The 17235-nt window shown below is 48.2% G+C and carries 15 protein-coding genes and 1 pseudogene; 12 read left to right on the forward strand and 4 right to left on the reverse strand.

Annotated features, from left to right (window positions below):
• Positions 1-10 precede the first annotated feature (10 nt).
• The 3 genes and pseudogenes from MWL85_RS03030 to cmk form a co-directional block, all read right to left on the reverse strand.
• Positions 11-349, reverse strand: coding sequence for a hypothetical protein (locus MWL85_RS03030; protein ID WP_070706864.1), 339 nt, complete (start codon positions 347-349; stop codon positions 11-13).
• Positions 350-783: 434 nt separating this feature from the next.
• Positions 784-1704: a 4-hydroxy-3-methylbut-2-enyl diphosphate reductase gene (locus MWL85_RS03035; protein WP_244401850.1), complete on the reverse strand. Its 921-nt coding sequence runs from the start codon at positions 1702-1704 to the stop codon at positions 784-786.
• 84 nt (positions 1705-1788) lie between these two features.
• Positions 1789-2388: pseudogene (gene cmk / locus MWL85_RS03040) on the reverse strand ((d)CMP kinase); the annotation flags it as partial.
• A 176-nt stretch (positions 2389-2564) separates the two neighbouring features.
• Here cmk and MWL85_RS03045 point away from each other — a divergent pair.
• From MWL85_RS03045 to upp, 5 genes are read left to right on the forward strand one after another with little or no spacing between them, the layout of a single operon-like run.
• Entirely contained in the window at positions 2565-3137 is a 573-nt protein-coding gene (locus MWL85_RS03045; RefSeq protein WP_244401367.1) for a DUF5063 domain-containing protein, read from the forward strand.
• Complete coding sequence (locus tag MWL85_RS03050) at positions 3121-3885, forward strand: 3'-5' exonuclease (RefSeq protein WP_021903877.1); 765 nt, start codon at positions 3121-3123, stop codon at positions 3883-3885. The genes MWL85_RS03045 and MWL85_RS03050 overlap by 17 nt, the downstream gene beginning before the upstream one ends.
• Positions 3886-3893: 8 nt before the next feature.
• A complete protein-coding gene (locus tag MWL85_RS03055) occupies positions 3894-5078 on the forward strand; it encodes a class I SAM-dependent rRNA methyltransferase (RefSeq protein ID WP_244401368.1) in 1185 nt (394 codons plus the stop codon).
• Positions 5079-5081: 3 nt separating this feature from the next.
• Positions 5082-6497 carry an MltF family protein gene (locus MWL85_RS03060; protein WP_244401369.1) on the forward strand — a complete coding sequence of 472 codons (1416 nt, stop codon included), beginning with the start codon at positions 5082-5084 and terminating at the stop codon, positions 6495-6497.
• Positions 6498-6508: 11 nt separating this feature from the next.
• On the forward strand, positions 6509-7165 hold the full coding sequence (gene upp, locus MWL85_RS03065) for a uracil phosphoribosyltransferase (RefSeq protein ID WP_018028136.1): 657 nt from the start codon (positions 6509-6511) through the stop codon (positions 7163-7165).
• A 258-nt stretch (positions 7166-7423) separates the two neighbouring features.
• Here the strand turns inward: upp and MWL85_RS03070 are convergent, their stop codons facing one another.
• Entirely contained in the window at positions 7424-9568 is a 2145-nt protein-coding gene (locus MWL85_RS03070) for a M3 family metallopeptidase (protein ID WP_244401370.1), read from the reverse strand.
• Between the two features lie 578 nt (positions 9569-10146).
• On the opposite strand from MWL85_RS03070, the gene dnaN reads away from it, so the two are divergent.
• Genes dnaN through MWL85_RS03105 form a run of 7 tightly spaced genes read left to right on the forward strand, consistent with a single transcriptional unit; the run spans position 10147 to position 17051 of the window.
• On the forward strand, positions 10147-11277 hold the full coding sequence (gene dnaN / locus MWL85_RS03075; RefSeq protein ID WP_244401371.1) for a DNA polymerase III subunit beta: 1131 nt from the start codon (positions 10147-10149) through the stop codon (positions 11275-11277).
• An 18-nt stretch (positions 11278-11295) separates the two neighbouring features.
• Positions 11296-12066 carry a 3'-5' exonuclease gene (locus tag MWL85_RS03080; RefSeq protein ID WP_070707631.1) on the forward strand — a complete coding sequence of 257 codons (771 nt, stop codon included), beginning with the start codon at positions 11296-11298 and terminating at the stop codon, positions 12064-12066.
• The gene (gene coaBC / locus MWL85_RS03085; RefSeq protein ID WP_244401372.1) at positions 12063-13274 is read left to right on the forward strand and encodes a bifunctional phosphopantothenoylcysteine decarboxylase/phosphopantothenate--cysteine ligase CoaBC; all 1212 of its coding nucleotides are present in this window, start codon (positions 12063-12065) and stop codon (positions 13272-13274) included. Before MWL85_RS03080 ends, coaBC begins: the two co-directional genes overlap by 4 nt.
• 11 nt (positions 13275-13285) lie before the next feature.
• Positions 13286-14182, forward strand: a complete 897-nt coding sequence (locus MWL85_RS03090; RefSeq protein ID WP_244401373.1) for a type IX secretion component PorD family protein — start codon at positions 13286-13288, stop codon at positions 14180-14182.
• Positions 14179-15849, forward strand: coding sequence for a DNA repair protein RecN (gene recN / locus MWL85_RS03095; protein WP_244401374.1), 1671 nt, complete (start codon positions 14179-14181; stop codon positions 15847-15849). The genes MWL85_RS03090 and recN overlap by 4 nt, the downstream gene beginning before the upstream one ends.
• A 9-nt stretch (positions 15850-15858) precedes the next feature.
• Positions 15859-16641: a 23S rRNA (guanosine(2251)-2'-O)-methyltransferase RlmB gene (gene rlmB / locus MWL85_RS03100; protein ID WP_018029216.1), complete on the forward strand. Its 783-nt coding sequence runs from the start codon at positions 15859-15861 to the stop codon at positions 16639-16641.
• Positions 16642-16670: 29 nt separating this feature from the next.
• Entirely contained in the window at positions 16671-17051 is a 381-nt protein-coding gene (locus MWL85_RS03105) for a RidA family protein (RefSeq protein ID WP_018029215.1), read from the forward strand.
• The last annotated feature ends 184 nt before the right edge of the window (positions 17052-17235 follow it).

Below are 17235 nucleotides of genomic sequence, written 5' to 3' on the forward strand. Positions count from 1 at the left end.
GCTATTCCACCTATTCCGGCCAATTTTTTCCTGTCCATATAAACCTTATCTCTCCTCTTGAGGTCAACTCTTTTACGATGATCTGATATCGCTGTCCCTCCTGATAATGGCGGTCAAAACCTTCAATCTCCTTGATAGCAATGAAAGGTTTTGGCGTCGTCGACCCCTCCTCCTTGATGAGCGTACGGTATCTACCAGCCTCATCCTTTTCTTCCAGTATCACAAGGTAGAGCCTCCTCACACTCATGGGAATCGGCGACTGCTTGGAGCAACTCTCCACTAGCAAGAGCAGTGCTAGGCACCCCACTAGCGCCAAGATCCATCGAACCCATTGATGATTACTCGTCATGCCTTAATTGATTATCTATTCTACTCCCCCAACTAACCCCACACCTTTCCGCAAATCTACCAAAAATTATCGCGGCTACCTCAATATTTCGAGACAGTTATCATAGCTGAAAAATTAGAATTCCCCCTACTGCCTGTATACGTCATAATGCTAGTAATTTTTCTCCAGCTGAGGTGAAAAATAGCTTTATCATCAGTCTCAGACAGAGGCTGTTGATTACTCTTCTTTGGCAAATACCGACAACTAGATTCTCGACTTTTTTGCCCGATAAAATCGCCTTTTGTAATGGATTGATTCTTAGTACTATACACTAGCGTTTTCTTAGTTGCAACTAAGCAATCGGTTAGTTGCAACTCGTCAATTGCTTAGTTGCAACTCAGCAAATGCTTAGTTGCATCTCCACTTTTGCCTAGATGCAGGGGGGTAAAAATCTGTTATTTGTCGTGAGGTTGGGATGTGTAAGCTTGCTCCTCTATTTTTTGTTTTACCGCCTCCATCTGCCACCTTGGGGTAGAGGTAGCTCCGCAGATACCCACCGTGTGTACCCAGGAGGGGAGGCGAGTGGTGATCTCGTCGGGGGAGGTGATGAAGTGGGTATTAAGGTTGGCACGTAGGGCGGTTTGGTAGAGCACCTTGCCATTACTGCTGTGAGCTCCGGCGATGAAGTAGACCCAATCCTTTTCCTTGGCAAACTGGGTGATTTCGGGGACCCGATTGGAGACCTGTCGGCAGATGGTATCGTACCACTCCACCTTCACCCCTTCGTGAACCCATTCACGCAGGGCGGTGTGAAGTGCCTCAAACTGTTTCTGATCCATAGTGGTCTGACTAAATAGTGCTACAGCGCGATTAGGATCAATCAATTCACGTGCCTCTTCTACCGATTGTACCACGATGGCGGTGCCATCGGTTTGGCCCACCAGTCCATTTACCTCGGCATGCCCTCGCTTTCCGAAGATCACGATTTGCTGCCCCTCCCCTAATCCCTCAAGGTACTTGGTTCGGATCCGCTTTTGGAGGGTGAGTACCACAGGGCAGGTAGCATCTATCACCTCGATGCCCTGCTTTCGGGCCTCCTCGTAGATCTTGGGGGCTTCGCCATGAGCTCTGAAGAGTACTCGCTCTCCCTTGAGCGATGGTAGCTGGTCGTAGCCGACTGCATGGAGCCCCTCTCGGGAGAGGCGTGCAACCTCTTCGCTGTTGTGTACGATATCGCCGAGGGAGTAGAGGGGGCGCTGAAGCTTTAGCTCGGCCTCGGCCTTGCTGATGGCGTGGATCACTCCGAAGCAAAAGCCCGACCCCTCATCGATCTCTACTGATAGCTCGCCCGAGGAGTTGCCCCGAATGACGCGCATCGCCACCTCCCATACTAATTGCTGTTGCTCCTCGAGGGATAGTGTACTATTGTCTAGCAGGATGGCATCATCGGCACGGCGAAGGGGGTCGATGGCTCGGGTGCTATCGATCCGATCGCGTGCCTCTACATTCTGTAGCACCTCTTCGTAGCTCACCTCATCGCCACGGCTACGTAGCTCTGCCACACGTCGGGCAGCTCGTACTTCGGGTGTGGCGGTGACGAAAAACTTGAGCTCGGCATGGGGCATGACTACAGTGCCGATATCTCGGCCATCCATCACCACACCACCTGCTGAAACCCATGATTGCTGTATGGCTACCAGGTATTTTCGTACCGCTGCGATGGTGCTGATGGGGCTCACGTGGTTGGAGACCTCCATACCCCGAATCTCTCGCTCTACATCCTCTCCATTGAGGAGGAGGTGCTGGCCATCTGCTTTTGCTTCAAATGCGAGGGTGACCTCCTGTACCACTCGCTGGCTGATGGTCTCCTCGCAAGGTTGGCCATCGGACCAAAGGCCCTCTCGGAGCGACCAGAGGGTCACCCCGCGGTACATCGCCCCAGTATCCACGTAAGTATAGCCGAGTTGGCTAGCTAGTCGCTTGGCAATGGTGCTCTTGCCACAAGAAGAGTGCCCATCTAGGGCTATATTGATTCGTCTCATAGAGTTTTCTCCACACATATATATATTAGTATCCCAATGCTCCTTCTCCCTCAGTCACAAAGTTACCAAAAAAGGGGTAGATAATCTTTGGTGGCTCGCTTCATGACGTGCATTGGAGAATAGGAGTGGTATTTGCTCAAAAATGTCTACCTTTGTATGAAGTACACATTTAATGAGTGATAGAAGCGATAAGCATGAGAGCTAAGAGCAGTGAGGGGGGTACAGGTGTATTGGGGAATAGTGGGGTGCTGGGCTTTGTGGCCGCCACCGCACGCTATTGTGCTTTGGTGGAACCGGTGACGACACCGCTGTGGACCAGGGAGAGCTTGGCGGAGTGTCGGCAGGTACTGGCAGATATCTATGCTGAGGGGTTACGGCTACCCACTTGGACTATGGAGGCTTTTGGGGAGGAAGCTGGTCGGTTGGTGACGGAGGAGGAGTATGACCTGGTTCGGCAGCGGTTGGTTCGCATCTTAGGGAGCTATGACTACTTTCTTGACGCTGAGGAGGAGGCGATGAAGTATTCCGAGACGCCTATCGGTGTGAGCACTGCAGAGCTTTTGGCCGATATTTACCAGGTGCTGGGCGACTTTGTATGGGTAATGCGTGGGGGTAATGAACGAGCAATGTATCAGGCGGTGGCGGAGTGTCGCTACACGATGGAGGAACGTTGGGGTGAGCTATTGCTGACGGTGCTGAGGCAATTGCATCGCTTATACCACGACCCTCTCTTTGAACTTCAAGAGGAAGATGGAGGAGATAACTAGGAGTAAGATCAGCAATGAGGAGCTGAGAGAGCTAGAAGCAGAGGTGCTTGAGGTGCCACTAGTGGTGCTTTCGCATAGAACTTCTGTTCAGGAGTTTGTGGCTCAGTGTTCGGCACTGGGTGATGGGGTAAGTGTGCTGGGGCTGGATACGGAGACGAAACCGGCCTTTAAGCGTGGTTGTAGCCATAAGGTATCACTTCTACAATTGGCGACTGCCGACCGAGCACTATTGATTCGATTGGAGCCGGTACTCTCTCAAGAGCAATTGGCACCAGTGAAGAAACTACTTGAGGATCAAAAAATCACTAAGGTGGGAGTGGGTATTGGTGATGATGCCAAGGGACTTTGGAAGGATCGCCAACTGCGTCTCAATCGGATGGTGGATCTCAGGCTGCTTTCTAAGGCAGCTGGTATTGAGGTGCTTTCGCTCTCAAAACTCTATGCGGTACTATTCGGTAAGCGGATTAGTAAGGGGCAGCGCCTCTCGGATTGGGAGCGTGAGGAGTTGACGGAGGCTCAATTGGATTATGCAGCACTTGATGCGGTGGCTGGTCTACGAATCTACCAAGCTTTGGAGGGGTGGCTAAATGAGGAAATGTATCGGGACTTAGAGGGGCTGCCTAAGGAGAAAAATAAACGCTCTATCCGGAAGTCTTTGAAAAGGGGGCGAACCGCTGGGACATCAAAAACAAAGGAGGCAAAGAATAGGGGCAAGAGTAAGGGGAGTAAAGTAGCAAAAAAGAAATAGTAGTCAATATGAAGCAGATAGAGCTAAAAGCGGGGCGAGAGGCCTCAGTGGAGCGTAAGCATCCTTGGATCTTTTCACGTGCCCTTGTCTCTACTAAAGGGATAGAGGCTGGGGATATGGTGGAGGTGCTGGATAGTGAGGGGCACTTTTGTGGAAGAGGTTATTATGAAGGTGGCTCTATTGCGGTACGGCTTTTGACCTTTGCGGAGGGGGAGCAGATAGATGCTTCTTTGTGGCAAAGGCGGTTTCAAGAGGCGCTGGAGGCTCGTAAGACATTTGGACTTTTGGCTTCTCCTCGTGAGGGTTTCCGCTTGGTCTATGGGGAAGGAGATAGTTTGCCAGGACTGATTGTGGACCTCTACGGAGGGGTGGCTGTGATGCAAGCTCATACGCTTACGATGCACTTGAGACGTAGAGAACTGACGGAGTCACTGGCAACGGTGCTAGGGGAGCGATTGGAGGCGGTTTACTATAAGTCGTCGGACTCTCTACCGATGGTGGAGGGGGTGGTGGATGAATTGCTTTACGGCTCTATTGATGCTGTGGAGCAGGTGGTGGCAGAGGAGCAAGGCATTCGTTACTCCCCAGATATCCTAAGAGGGCAGAAGACTGGTTTCTTCCTTGATCAACGTCAGAATCGAGCTAGAGTAGGGGAGCTGGCGAAGGGAAGAAGGGTGCTGAATATGTTTTGCTATACCGGTGGCTTTTCGCTCTATGCCCTAAGAGGTGGTGCAGAGCGGGTGGTGTCGCTGGATAGTTCGCCTAGGGCGATGGATCTGCTGGAGGGCAATTTGAAGCTCAACTTTGGTGAAGTTCCTACTTGCCATGAGTCTGTGGTAGGGGATGCCTTTAAGTATCTGTATGAGATGGAGGAGGGGGCTTTTGATATGATTATTTTGGACCCTCCAGCTTTTGCAAAAAGGAGGGAGGTATTGCGAAATGGTCTGCAAGGTTATCGCAAACTGAATAGTGCGGCACTTCGTAAGATAGCAAAGGGCGGGCTACTCTTTACTTTTTCTTGCTCACAAGTGGTGGGGGTAGAGGAGTTCCGGCAGGCTATTTTTACCGCTGCGTTGCATGCTGGTCGTGAGGTGCGGGTGCTGGAGCAGTTTGGTCAGTTTGCCGATCACCCAGTAAGTATTTACCACCCCGAGGGGAGTTATCTGAAGGGCTTTTTGCTCTATGTGTCTTAAGAGATGATGAGAACTATTTATCTACTTGGTCTGCTTTTGAGCCTATTGCTCTCTGCCTGTAGTCAGGAGGAGGGGAATGAGTCGGCACAGCATTTCCGTAGCTGGCAGGAGGTGGTAGATAGTGATACGCTGAGGATAGGGACGCTTACCTCGCCCGAAGACTTTTACCTGCTGAGGGGTGAGATGATGGGTTTGGAGTATCAAAAGGCGGTGGACTTTGCACAAGCTCACGAACTTGTACTGGATGTGCAGATTGAGCGGAGCTTGGATAGCTTACTTTGGCGGTTGGAGCAAGGGGAGATAGACCTTTGTATTACCCCTTTGGCTATGTCACGAGGAAATCTCGAGCGGTTTTCTTTTGGCGGAATCATTGATACGGCATCTCTAGTGCTGGTACAGAGAAAGGCAAAGGAGGGGATGATTTCAAACCTTTCAGAACTGGGAGGTAAGAAAGTGTGGATAGATGCTGGGGGTGCTGCAGAGGTTCGGTTGCATCAGATTGAGGAGGAGATAGGGGAAAACATTGAAGTGGTCCCTTCGGACTCACTCAGTATGGAGGAGCTTTTGGTGCAGATGGGCACGGAGGAGGGAATAGACTTCCTACTCGTAGATGAGCATCTGGGGCAGTTGGGGATGAGGTATTTCCCTTCGCTTAATGCCAACCTTCGGGTGAGTGCACCGATTAAGTATGGGTGGGCTCTTTGTAAAGAGAATAATTCACTAAAGAAGCAGTTGGATACCTACTTCCTAACAGGTGAAAAGTTGGGGCATTATAGTCGGCTACGTGACCAGAATAGCCATCTGCAGAGCTATATTCAGGAGTTTGCGATGGTAACGGAGCGGGTGCAATTGACGCAAGGGGTGATCTCTCAGTACGATGCTTTATTTGAAAAAGAGGGGGCTAGGCTGCCTTGGCACTGGACGGTGTTGGCGGCTATTGCTTATCACGAGAGTCGTTTTAGAAGCGATGTGGTAGGCTGGAGTGGAGCTAGGGGGTTGATGGGGATTATGCCACGCACTGGTGCTAGTTATGGGGCAACGAAGGAGGAGTTACTTCGGCCTGAGGTATCAATTCGAGTGGCGGTAGACTGTCTTTTAGAGGTGAGGAAGAGCTTCGGAGATATGACTGATGAGGCGACTCAATTGAGCTTCACACTTGCAGCCTATAATGCCGGACTGGGACATGTGCAGGATGCAATGCGGCTTGCCCGGAAACATCATGCCCCCGACTCTATATGGCAGGGCGGGGTGAGGGAGTATATCTTACTGAAAAGCCATCCAGAGTACTACAATGACCCAGTGGTTCGCTTTGGATACCTGCGAGGTAAGGAGACGGCTAACTATGTGGATGATGTGATGAGTAGAAGTCAGGTGTACCACGCTTTATTGCAAAAGAAAAATTCAAACCATAAGAAATAGTATATAAGATCATGAAAGTAATCAACCTTTCGGAACAGAATTCAATCCTCAACCGCTTTGTGGCGGAGTTGCGAGATGTCAATATCCAAAAGGATCGTATGCGCTTCAAGCGAAACATTGAGCGGATAGGCGAGGTGATGGCGTATGAGATTAGTAAGACGTTTGAGTATCAGCCTAAGGAGGTGCAGACTCCACTAGCGATCTCGCACGACCAATTGGATCAGAATGAGGTGGTGATTGCCACAATTCTACGTGCTGGACTTCCTCTCCACCATGGATTTACTAATTATCTTGATAGAGCGGAGAACTGCTTTGTTTCGGCTTATCGTAGGTATAAGGACCGGCTCAATTTTGAGGTGATGATTGAGTATCTTTCCTCTCCTTCAATAGAGGGTAAAACGCTGATTTTGGTCGATCCAATGCTGGCAACTGGAAGCTCTATGGAGCTGGCATACAAGGCAATCCTCACGAAGGGAACTCCTAAGGTATTGCATGTGGCCTCTGTGATTTCTAGTCAACCAGCACTGGATTATCTGCAGAAGGTAATGCCTGAGGATTGTACGCTTTGGACCGCTGTCAACGATCCTGAGATCAATGAGCACTCTTATATCGTACCAGGTCTCGGTGATGCTGGAGATCTCTCTTTTGGTGAGAAGCTAGACGACTAGAGACTGTTGCACGAAGGCGATCTGCGGCGTTGCTATCGGAATTCGGGTTCGGTCACGTACGTGAGTACGCTCCCTTCACCGTCATCCTCAGCACCTTGCATCTCATCCTTCGTGCAAAGTCTCGGCACATTTGAAGCAAATGTGCGAGAATGGCACTTCGTGCAACATTCTCGACTAAGTCCATTCTCATCTTAGTATAAAATAAAGGAGCCCTCACATTGCGTGAGGGCTCCTTCGTATTTAATATGTCGTGGGTGCTTACTTCACACCGCGTGCAGGGAGCAAGCTAGCTACATTAGGCTCTGCAAGACCGGTGAAGTCGGAGAAGATCTGTGCTAGATCCTCGGTGTTACCCTTGGAAAGAACCTTGTCGCGGAAAGCTCTACCTACCTCAGGATTGAGCGCACCATTCTTGGTGAAATACTCGCCAACATTTACAGCCAGTACCTCAGACCATAGGTAGCTATAGTAACCACAAGCGTAGCCACCACCCCAAACGTGGTTAAAGTAACTAGTGCGGTAGCGTGGAGGAATCTGTGGATTGAGAAGCCCAGCCGCTGCAAGAGCGTTATTCTCAAACTCCTCTACATTCTCTGCATTTACCTCATTACCTGTAGTAAGCATGTGGAAAGCTACGTCGCCAGTAGAAGCAGCAAGGTTTTCCCCTAGAGCATAGGCAGCGTGGAAGTTAACCGACTCCAGCATCTTATTCTTAAGATCCTCTGGCATAGCCTCGCCTGTCTCATAGTGCTTAGCAAAGTTGGCAAATACCTCGGGCACAGTAGCAAAGTACTCATTGAACTGGCTTGGCATCTCTACGAAGTCGCGGAACACGTCGGTGCCACTGAGAGACTTGTACTCTACATTAGATAGCATACCATGAAGAGCGTGACCAAACTCGTGGAATAGAGTAGTTACCTCATCCCAAGTAATTAGATTAGGTTGTCCCTCTGGTGCCTTGGTGTAGTTACATACGTTGTAGATGATTGGAAGCTGGTCATTGCGATGGCTCTGAGATGCAAATTCACTCATCCATGCACCACCACCCTTGGTAGGACGTCTGAATAGATCGGTATAGAATAGAGCTACCTGCTCTCCAGTCTCAGCATTGAGTACATCGTAAACGTGTACATCCTTATGGTAGGTTGGGAGGTCAAAGCGCTCCTTGAAGGTGAGACCATAAACATGCTCTGCAGCGTAGAATACACCATTCTTAAGGACGCTATCTACCTCGAAGTAAGGCTTAACGTCATTAGCATTGAAGTGATACTTCTCTTCCTTCATCTTGGCTGAGAAGTAGAAGCGGTCGTATGGCTTTAGCTCAAAGTCGCTACCCATAGTTTTGCGAGCATACTCCTCAATCTCCTTAGTCTCGCGGTCAGCTACAGGCTGATACTCCTCTGCAAGCTTCTTTAGGAAGCTAGTCACTGCCTCTGGAGTCTTAGCCATCGTATTCTGAAGACTGTACTCAGCAAAATTGTTGAAGCCGAGTAGCTGTCCCTTCTTGTGACGAAGCTGAGCCATCTCTGCAATGATTGGGTAGGTATTTTGGTTGCTAGTGTTATCCGAACGGTGATAAGAGGCGTTGAATACCTTCTCACGGGTTGCACGATTCTCAAGAGATGTCAGGATATCCTGCTGTGTAGTATTGCTGATTACAATAGCATAAGGTGCAGTAACAGCTTCATTTGCCTCGGCATCAGCCTTGCATTGAGCAATCTCACCCTCGCTAAGGCCAGCCAACTCCTCTACATCCTCAATAGGAACGATGGCCTTGTTGCGAGCCTCGATATTCATCTTTACAAACTCTTGCTGGAGTACTGCTAGACGAGCATTGACCTTCTCAAGCTCAGCCTTCTTCTCTTCTGGAAGATTGGCACCTGCTCTTACAAAGCCGTCGTAAATCTCCTTGAGGAGTTTCCTGTCTTCACCTTGAAGGGTTTCGTACTCATTGTCATAAACCACCTTGATACGATCAAAGAGTGGTTGGTTGAAGGTGATCTCATCCTCCCAAGCGGTGAGCATAGGGATCACATCGGCCTCTATTGCCTTGATCTCATCAGTACCATCGGCACTTGAGATGGCAAAGAATACATTGGAAACACGTGAAAGAAGTGCCCCACTATCCTCGTAAGGGAGGATGGTATTCTGGAATGTTGGCTTCTCCTCATTGTCTACAATGGCCTTAAGCTCAGCTCTTTGCTGTTCGATACCAGCCTCAAATGCAGGCTTGTAGTGCTCATTTTTGATCTTGCCAAAGTCTGGAGCGTGAAAAGCCAGTGCGCTAGGCTCGTTGAATGGATTTCCTTCCATAGGATCATTTTTCTCTCCCTTACAGCCCACTGCAAGCAGACTGATAGCGGCTATACCGCTAAGGAGCAATGTTTTGAAATTTTGATACATAACTTTATTATCTTTATTATCTGAAAAAGTATTAGCTACAAGTTACATCTTCCCTTTGTATTGGCAAATATAAGGAATATTTACAACATACCCCCTTCTTAATATCATCTCACAATTCCGCAGGCTGAGTTATTATTGCTTTAGTCGGGTACTTTATTGATCGTTTTTTCTTGTATCCCGACTTTTTAGCAGACCAAAATCTCTATATGGAAGTCTGCTTATGCTCTATTTATTTCTTTATGATGTATTCATTGTGTTCTTTTGTGTAAATCCTACGTTTATTGGATAATTCGCTCAATTATAATGGATTTACAGTTTTCTTTCAAAATTACAAAGAGAAAAAAGATTCCGTCGCCCATTTCTTGCGGATTTCATCCCGCAAGATGATTGGTGTATACAGGCTGACGCAGTAGTCTCAAGATGTCACAATCACTCCATCACGCAGAATATCGGATGAGGCTTCTTTGATGGGTTTTCGTCTGACCCTTGGGGGTATGCCAAAGATTTGGTAAATTTGAAATCAAAAGGGGTGGAGTGAAACTGTGAGAGAAAAGTTAGAATTTCAATATTATATATCTATGAAGTTAACGATACTAAGTGACTTGCTTCGTGACCATTTGCAATTGGTTGCCAAGGTGATAGGAGGTAAGGGGCTAGCCATTATGGAGTTTGCCCTAGTAGAAGTGAAGGGGGAGAAGATGAGTCTGACCGCTACTGATGGTGAGACTAGGATTTGCAGTCATGTGGACTTGAGTAGTAAGGAGGGCGAGGATATGAGCTTCTGCGTCCGTGTGCGTCAGCTCGTGGAACCGCTTCGTGAGATTCCCAATCAGATGATTCAGTTTGAGCTGAACACGGAGGACTACGAGCTCCACGGTAAGTATAATAATGGCTTCTTTTCTTTCCCAGTGATTAAGGGCGAGGACTTCCCTGATGTGCAATCTCTTGGAAATGAAGGCTTGAAGGTGAAGATGCCCATTGCTAATTTCTATGAGGGGCTAGATAATACTGTTTATGCGACTACTGTGGATGATGTACGCCCTATCATGACAGGTGTGCATGTGGATATTCGTCCGGAGCATATCACTTTCGTTGCGACCAATGGCTTTTTGCTCTCCTATTACCGCCATTCAATGTTGGAGTTGAATGTCAGTGAGCAGCATAGATATACATTGCACAAAAAGCCCGTTCAACTACTCCTTCAGGTGCTTTCAAAGAGTGATGATGGTGATATAGAGCTGGAGTTTCACCCCAACTTTGCACTCTTCAAGACGGAGACGTTGGAGTTGCAATGTAGGCTACTAGAGGGTAAGTATCCAAATTATGAGACGGTGATCCCTAAGGATAATGATAAGCTTTTGGAAGCTGATAGACTGCAACTTTTGGCAGCTACAAGGCGTGTGGCAGTCTTTGCCAATAAAGCAATGGGGCTTATCAACTTCGACTTCTCACCATCTGAGCTAGTACTTAAGGCAACCGATCAGGACTTTAGTACGAAGGCAGAGGAGGCGGTGCCTGTCTCCTTCTCAGCTCCTGAAGCGCGTTTTTCATTTAGGGCTGAGCATCTGATACAGCTCCTTACGGTGATGCCTTCGGAAACTATTTCTATGCGGATCGGAGATGCTTCGCGTGCTGCTTTGGTGACACCAATTGGAGGTGAAGCTGGTGTGGAGATTGTAGTGGCGGTGATGCCACTCGTATATGGCTAATCAAAAGCGGAGAGGATTATGAGTAAGCTACATTTGAAACGGCCGATTGTCTTTTTTGATTTGGAGACAACGGGGCTTGACGTGGTAAAGGATCGAATTGTGGAGATCGCTCTCCTAAAAGTACACCCCGATGGCACTGAGGAGACCCTACACACGCTAGTAAATCCAGGAATGCCTATTCCCAAAACCTCTACGGCAGTGCACGGCATCAGTGATGCTGATGTGGCTGATAAACCGACTTTTGAAGAGGTGGGCAAACGAGTAGTCGCTTTCATTGAGAATTGTGACTTGGGTGGTTACAACTGCAATCGCTTTGATGTGCCTCTTTTAGCTGAAGAATTGCAGAGGGTAGGGACCCCTGTGGATTTTAGTCACCGCAAGGTGGTAGATGTACAGGTCATTTACTATAAGCAGGAACCACGAACGCTGACTGCTGCCTACCAGTATTATACCAATAAACCACTGGACGGAGCACACTCGGCAGATGTGGATACCATGGCTACGTATGAGGTGCTTAAAGGGCAGCTGGAGATGTATAGCGACCTTCCCTGTGATGTGGAGAGTCTCAGTGATTATACCAAGCAGATGGATACTGTGGATCTTGGCGGACGTATGGTTTACGATGAAAGTGGTACTCCTTGCTTCAACTTCGGAAAGTATAAAGGGCAGCCAGTGGTTGAGGTACTTCGGAAGGATTCTGGATATTTCGGTTGGATGATGAATGGAGACTTTCCAAGAGATACCAAGATGCATCTGCAAAAACTAATGATAGAAGCCGAAAGAAAGTGAAAGGGAAAAAGATAGTACTGGGCATTACGGGAAGTATTGCGGCGTATAAGAGTGCCGTCTTGGCTCGGCTTCTGGTGAAGGCAGGAGCCGAGGTACAGGTGGTGATGACACCAGCAGCCAAAGAGTTTATTGCCCCTCTCACGCTTTCAACGCTTACTGGGCCAGCGGTACTCTCGGAGTTTTTTGAGGAGCGGAGTGGTTCGTGGAATAGCCATGTGGACCTTGGGGTATGGGCCGATGCTATGGTGATAGCACCGGCTACAGCAAGTACCCTCGGTAAGATGGCCAATGGCATTGCGGATAATCTCTTGGTAACCACTTATCTATCCTGTAGAGCTCCAGTGTTTGTGGCTCCTGCGATGGACTTGGATATGTTTGCTCATCCCTCTACCAAACGTTCTTTGGAGACACTTGCCTCTTGGGGAGTGCATATTATTGAGCCGAGAGAGGGAGAGTTGGCGAGCCACTTAGTGGGAAAAGGGCGAATGGCTGAGCCAGAGGAGATCTTTCAGACGCTTGAAAAGTACTTTGATGGTCCCGCTAAAAAGACATTGGAGGGGCTGAATGTATTGATGACCTCGGGTCCTACATACGAAAAGATTGACCCCGTTCGTTTTATTGGTAACTACTCGTCGGGCAAGATGGGCAAGGCGATTGCTGAAGAGCTGGCTGAGCGTGGGGCAAAAGTAACGTTCGTTTCTGGTCCTGTGGAGTCACTTCCAAAGTCGGATAATATCCATGTGATCTCTGTAGAGAGTGCCGAGGAGATGTATCGGGCTTGCCTAAGCGTACGTGATGAGTATGATGTGGCGGTCTTCTGTGCAGCGGTGGCAGACTATCGAGTAGCTACGCCCAATGACCATAAGATTAAGCGAGAGCAGGTAGGGGCACTCTCTTTGGACTTGATCCCTAATCCCGATATCTCTGCGGAGCTAGGCAAGCTCAAGTCTGCTAAGCAGTGGCACATTGGCTTTGCTTTGGAGACAAATGCGGAGTCTGAAGCGGTGATAGACAAAATGTCTCGGAAGCATCTGGATATGATTGTACTGAATTCTCTGCAAAATGAAGGCGCTGGATTTAAGGTGGATACGAATAAGGTGACTATCTTTGATGCACTTAATGGCGGTACTGTAGACTTGCCATTGATGAGCAAACGTAATGTGGCGAAAGCCATCGTTGATCGAATGGAGGAGTTACGCTTTATATAGTATCTAGATGTATGAAGAGGGCGTGGGGCATCATTATTGGGCTTATGCTCAGCTGGTTATCCGCTACTGGACAAAGCTTTTTTGCACCAGAAGTCTCTCTGAATTTACAGGGGATTCCTGAGCAAAAGCAGGCGGATTTGCAGGGGCTGCAACGTCAATTGGAATATATGCTCATTGGTTATGACCCAGAGATAGAGGTGACATTGCGACCTAAGCAGCCTATTCGTATTCAGCTCTCTCTCTCAGTTACTCAGTCGGTAGGTGACGAGTATAGTGGCCATCTGGATATAGCTCTTTTTCGTCCAGTATATGGAGCTGATGAGGAGGCTCTTTTAGTGCTATTTCATGAGAAAAATCTGCTCTTTACCTTTGACCCACTACTCAGTCCTACCTTTATCGGAGGTGAGATTCCTGAGTCACCGCTCTTTAAGGTGATGTATTACTACGCTACATTGGGTGCCATGTATTACTATGATAGCTTCTCACTCTATGGAGGAGACCCTTTCCTTAATTATCTAGTGTCAAGAAGTGGCTTCTTTGAAGCGGGTTGGCAAGATAGTAGTGGATTGAGCAATGCCTATCTTACCTCCAAGCTTTCGCCCTCAAAGTACTTGCCCGAGTTGCAGTCTAAGTGGGGTAGCTATTTTCGCGAGCTGTGGTATCTATACCATAGGGAGGGACTTGATAGCCCTCTTCCTACTGCTTATAATAGGGTGTTGACTGCGGTTTTACAAGGGCTTCGTCAATTAAGGGAGTATGATAGTAGCACTTCCTTTCTGACTTTGTTTTTTGATTCTAAGGAAAAGGACATGAGTGCACATTTCCAAGCCAATAAGGGTTCTTTAGAGGTGGGGAACACTCGTAGCTTAGTAGAGGAGTTATTTCCAAGTGTTGTGTTTAGTCGATGATTACTAGGTTGTATATAAAGGATTTTATCCTAATTAAAGAGCTGGAACTGGGACTCAAGGAGGGCTTTACCTCTATCACCGGTGAGACTGGGGCGGGAAAGTCTATACTAGTGGGGGCTATTGGCCTGATTTTGGGCAATAGAGCAGATACCACCACCATACGGGAGGGTGCTAAGAAGGCCATTATTGAGGCCGATTGTGACCTCAATGGAGTGTTGGGTATCGAGCAACTTTTTGAGGAGAATGACCTAGACTTTGAGCCAATTTGTCGACTGCGTAGGGAGCTGACGGTGGCTGGTAAAAGCCGTGCTTTTATTAATGATACGCCGGTTAATACAACGGTAATGAAGCTGATTGGTGAGCGGTTGGCCGATATTCATTCACAGCACCACAATATGTTGATTGGTGAGGCTCACTACCAGATGAGTATCCTAGATACTTTAGGTGGCAATGAGCCTTTGCTTGAGGAGTATCTTGGTGCATACAATGCCTACCAAAAAGCTGCTAAAGAGCTGGAAAAGGAGCGGAAAAGGATAGAGGAGCAAGCAAAGGAACAGGAGTTTATTTCCTTCCAACTGGAGCAACTTGATCAAGCTAATCTTAGAAGTGGTGAGCTGGCTCAGCTCGAGGAAAGGCAGTCCATGGCACAGCATACCAGTGAGATTGCCGATGCACTCAATATGCTTATCTCTTTTGCTGATAGTGATATGGAGATCCCTGGAGTGGTACAGCAGATTCATACGACGACCCGTTTGCTCTCCCATGCTGCTGAGCACTATTCGCAAGTGGAGGAATTGCATGAGCGTCTCTCCTCGCTAGAGCTGGAGCTATCGGATATGATCCGTGAGGCGGGGGGGCTTTTGGATACCATTGAGGTAGACCCTAGTGAATTGGCACAGATTGAGGAGCGGATAGACCTTTTGCAAGGATTGCTCTTTAAGTTTAAGCTAAGTGATAGCGATGACCTGATTAAGCTTCGTGATGAGTACCGACAGACGCTGGATAATATCACTAATTCGGATGCCTATCTTAAGGAGTTGGAAAAGGAACTAACGAAGAAGCAGGATGTGGCAAAAGCACTGGCAAAGAGACTTACTGAGAGCCGTACTAAGGTGGCAAAGGAGCTATTGCCTCCACTGCACGCATTGATGAAGGAGCTGGGTATTGCTGGGGCTACATTCAAGGTGGATTTGCAGCCTCTGGATAAGCTCACGGAGAGTGGTGCTGATGCGGTTCAGTTTTTATTCGCCACCAATAAACAGACCAAGCTACAACCGATTAGGGAGATCGCATCTGGTGGAGAGATTGCTCGCTTTATGCTGGCATTGAAGACCATCTTGGCAGAGCATAGTGTATTACCTACTGTAATTTTTGATGAGATTGATACCGGTGTTAGTGGTGAGGTGGCTGAGAAGTTAGGCGGAGTGATGAAGCGCTTGGGGCGAAATATCCAAGTATTATCGATCACGCATCTCCCTCAGATTGCTGCACTTTCGGCCCATCAGTTGGTGGTAAGTAAGGAGGAGGAAGAGAGTGGTTTTTTTACCACCATTAGGGAGGTGAGTGGTGAGGAGAGGGTTAGGGAAATGGCAAATATGCTGACTGGTGCGGAGATGACGGAGGCAGCATTGGCCAATGCTAGAGCACTATTAGCACGAAATAAGTAACGTAATATGATGTATCGGAATAATGCAAGGGGAGGTAGGAGATACCCCAATAGATCTAGAGAACGTGATGAGATGATATTTGGTATCCATGCCATACGTGAGGCGTTGGAGGCTGGAGAGCAGATTGACTTTGTCTATCTCAAGAGGGAGAATAGTAGCGATGGGATTAAGGAGCTAATAGAATTACTCCGCAATCATCTGGTGCCATTAAGGAGGGTGCCGGTGGAGAAGCTGGACCGTTTGGCAGGTCGTAGTCACCAAGGGATTGTGGCGGTTAAGGCAGCTGCCCACTACTTTACACTGGAGCAGGTGGTGCCTACGCTTTTTGAGGCTGGTAGAGACCCATTCTTGGTGATATTGGACGGCATTACTGATGTTCGCAATTTTGGTGCCATCGCCCGTACCTGTGAGTGTACTGGTGTAGATGCTATTGTGATCTTTGAGCAAAACTCGGTCTCTGTGACTGCCGATGCGGTAAAGACATCGGCTGGGGCACTCTCTCGAGTGGCTGTATGCCGTGAGCCTTCTATAGAGCGAGCAATTGACTATCTAAAGCAATCTGGTGTGAAGCTGGTAGGAGCTAGCGAAAAAGCTTCCGAGTTGCTATACGATTGCGATATGAAAGGTCCGCTAGCTCTCGTAATGGGTGCTGAGGATAAGGGGCTTTCGGAGTATGCTATACGTCAGTGTGACCACCTTACCCGTATCCCTCTATATGGCGAAATAGGTTCGCTCAATGTATCGGTGGCAACGGGGGTGTTGCTCTATGAAGCGGTAAGACAGAAGAGATAATTGAATCATTAATATTAACAACTAAGATTATGAGTAAAGAGATTATTAGTACTCCAAATGGACCTGCAGCAGTAGGCCCTTATTCACAGGCCGTAGCTGCCAATGGGCTTGTATTTGTTTCTGGCCAACTTGGATTAGACCCTAAGAGTGGTCAATTTGCTGCTGAGGATGTAGTGGGTCAGGCACATCAGGTATTTAAGAATGTCCAAGCGATCCTTGAGGCAAAGGGTTTGACCCTCCAAAATGTGGTGAAGACTACTTTGTTCCTCACTGATATTGCAGACTTCGCTAAGGTAAATGAGGTCTATGCTGAGTATTTCCAAGCACCTTACCCTGCTCGTAGTGCTTTCCAAATATGTGCACTACCAAAAGGTGGTCTTGTGGAGCTTGAGGTGATCGCAGCTATCTAATTCGCTCAGTTGGAATAAGAAGAAGGTGGAGATGACTTTGGTCACCTCCACCTTCTTGTATATAGAGCCTATTGCACGAAGGCGATCTGCTGCGTTGCTTTCGGGATTCGGGCTCGGTCACGTACGTGAGTACGCTCCCAGCGCCCTCACCCTCAGCGCCTTGCATCTCATCCTTCGTCCAAAG

Origin of the sequence: Porphyromonas somerae, assembly GCF_022845615.1 — a bacterium.
GTDB lineage: Bacteria > Bacteroidota > Bacteroidia > Bacteroidales > Porphyromonadaceae > Porphyromonas_A > Porphyromonas_A somerae.

Bases quoted from the DNA above. Each gene is read 5' to 3' on its own strand.
- MWL85_RS03050 (WP_021903877.1), top strand. From the start codon at position 3,121: ATGGAGGAGATAACTAGGAGTAAGATCAGCAATGAGGAGCTGAGAGAG.
- recN (WP_244401374.1), top strand. From the start codon at position 14,179: ATGATTACTAGGTTGTATATAAAGGATTTTATCCTAATTAAAGAGCTG.
- dnaN (WP_244401371.1), top strand. From the start codon at position 10,147: ATGAAGTTAACGATACTAAGTGACTTGCTTCGTGACCATTTGCAATTG.
- MWL85_RS03045 (WP_244401367.1), top strand. From the start codon at position 2,565: ATGAGAGCTAAGAGCAGTGAGGGGGGTACAGGTGTATTGGGGAATAGT.
- MWL85_RS03090 (WP_244401373.1), top strand. From the start codon at position 13,286: ATGAAGAGGGCGTGGGGCATCATTATTGGGCTTATGCTCAGCTGGTTA.
- MWL85_RS03035 (WP_244401850.1), bottom strand. From the start codon at position 1,704: ATGCGCGTCATTCGGGGCAACTCCTCGGGCGAGCTATCAGTAGAGATC.
- MWL85_RS03055 (WP_244401368.1), top strand. From the start codon at position 3,894: ATGAAGCAGATAGAGCTAAAAGCGGGGCGAGAGGCCTCAGTGGAGCGT.
- upp (WP_018028136.1), top strand. From the start codon at position 6,509: ATGAAAGTAATCAACCTTTCGGAACAGAATTCAATCCTCAACCGCTTT.
- MWL85_RS03060 (WP_244401369.1), top strand. From the start codon at position 5,082: ATGATGAGAACTATTTATCTACTTGGTCTGCTTTTGAGCCTATTGCTC.
- MWL85_RS03080 (WP_070707631.1), top strand. From the start codon at position 11,296: ATGAGTAAGCTACATTTGAAACGGCCGATTGTCTTTTTTGATTTGGAG.
- MWL85_RS03030 (WP_070706864.1), bottom strand. From the start codon at position 349: ATGACGAGTAATCATCAATGGGTTCGATGGATCTTGGCGCTAGTGGGG.
- MWL85_RS03070 (WP_244401370.1), bottom strand. From the start codon at position 9,568: ATGTATCAAAATTTCAAAACATTGCTCCTTAGCGGTATAGCCGCTATC.
- rlmB (WP_018029216.1), top strand. From the start codon at position 15,859: ATGTATCGGAATAATGCAAGGGGAGGTAGGAGATACCCCAATAGATCT.
- MWL85_RS03105 (WP_018029215.1), top strand. From the start codon at position 16,671: ATGAGTAAAGAGATTATTAGTACTCCAAATGGACCTGCAGCAGTAGGC.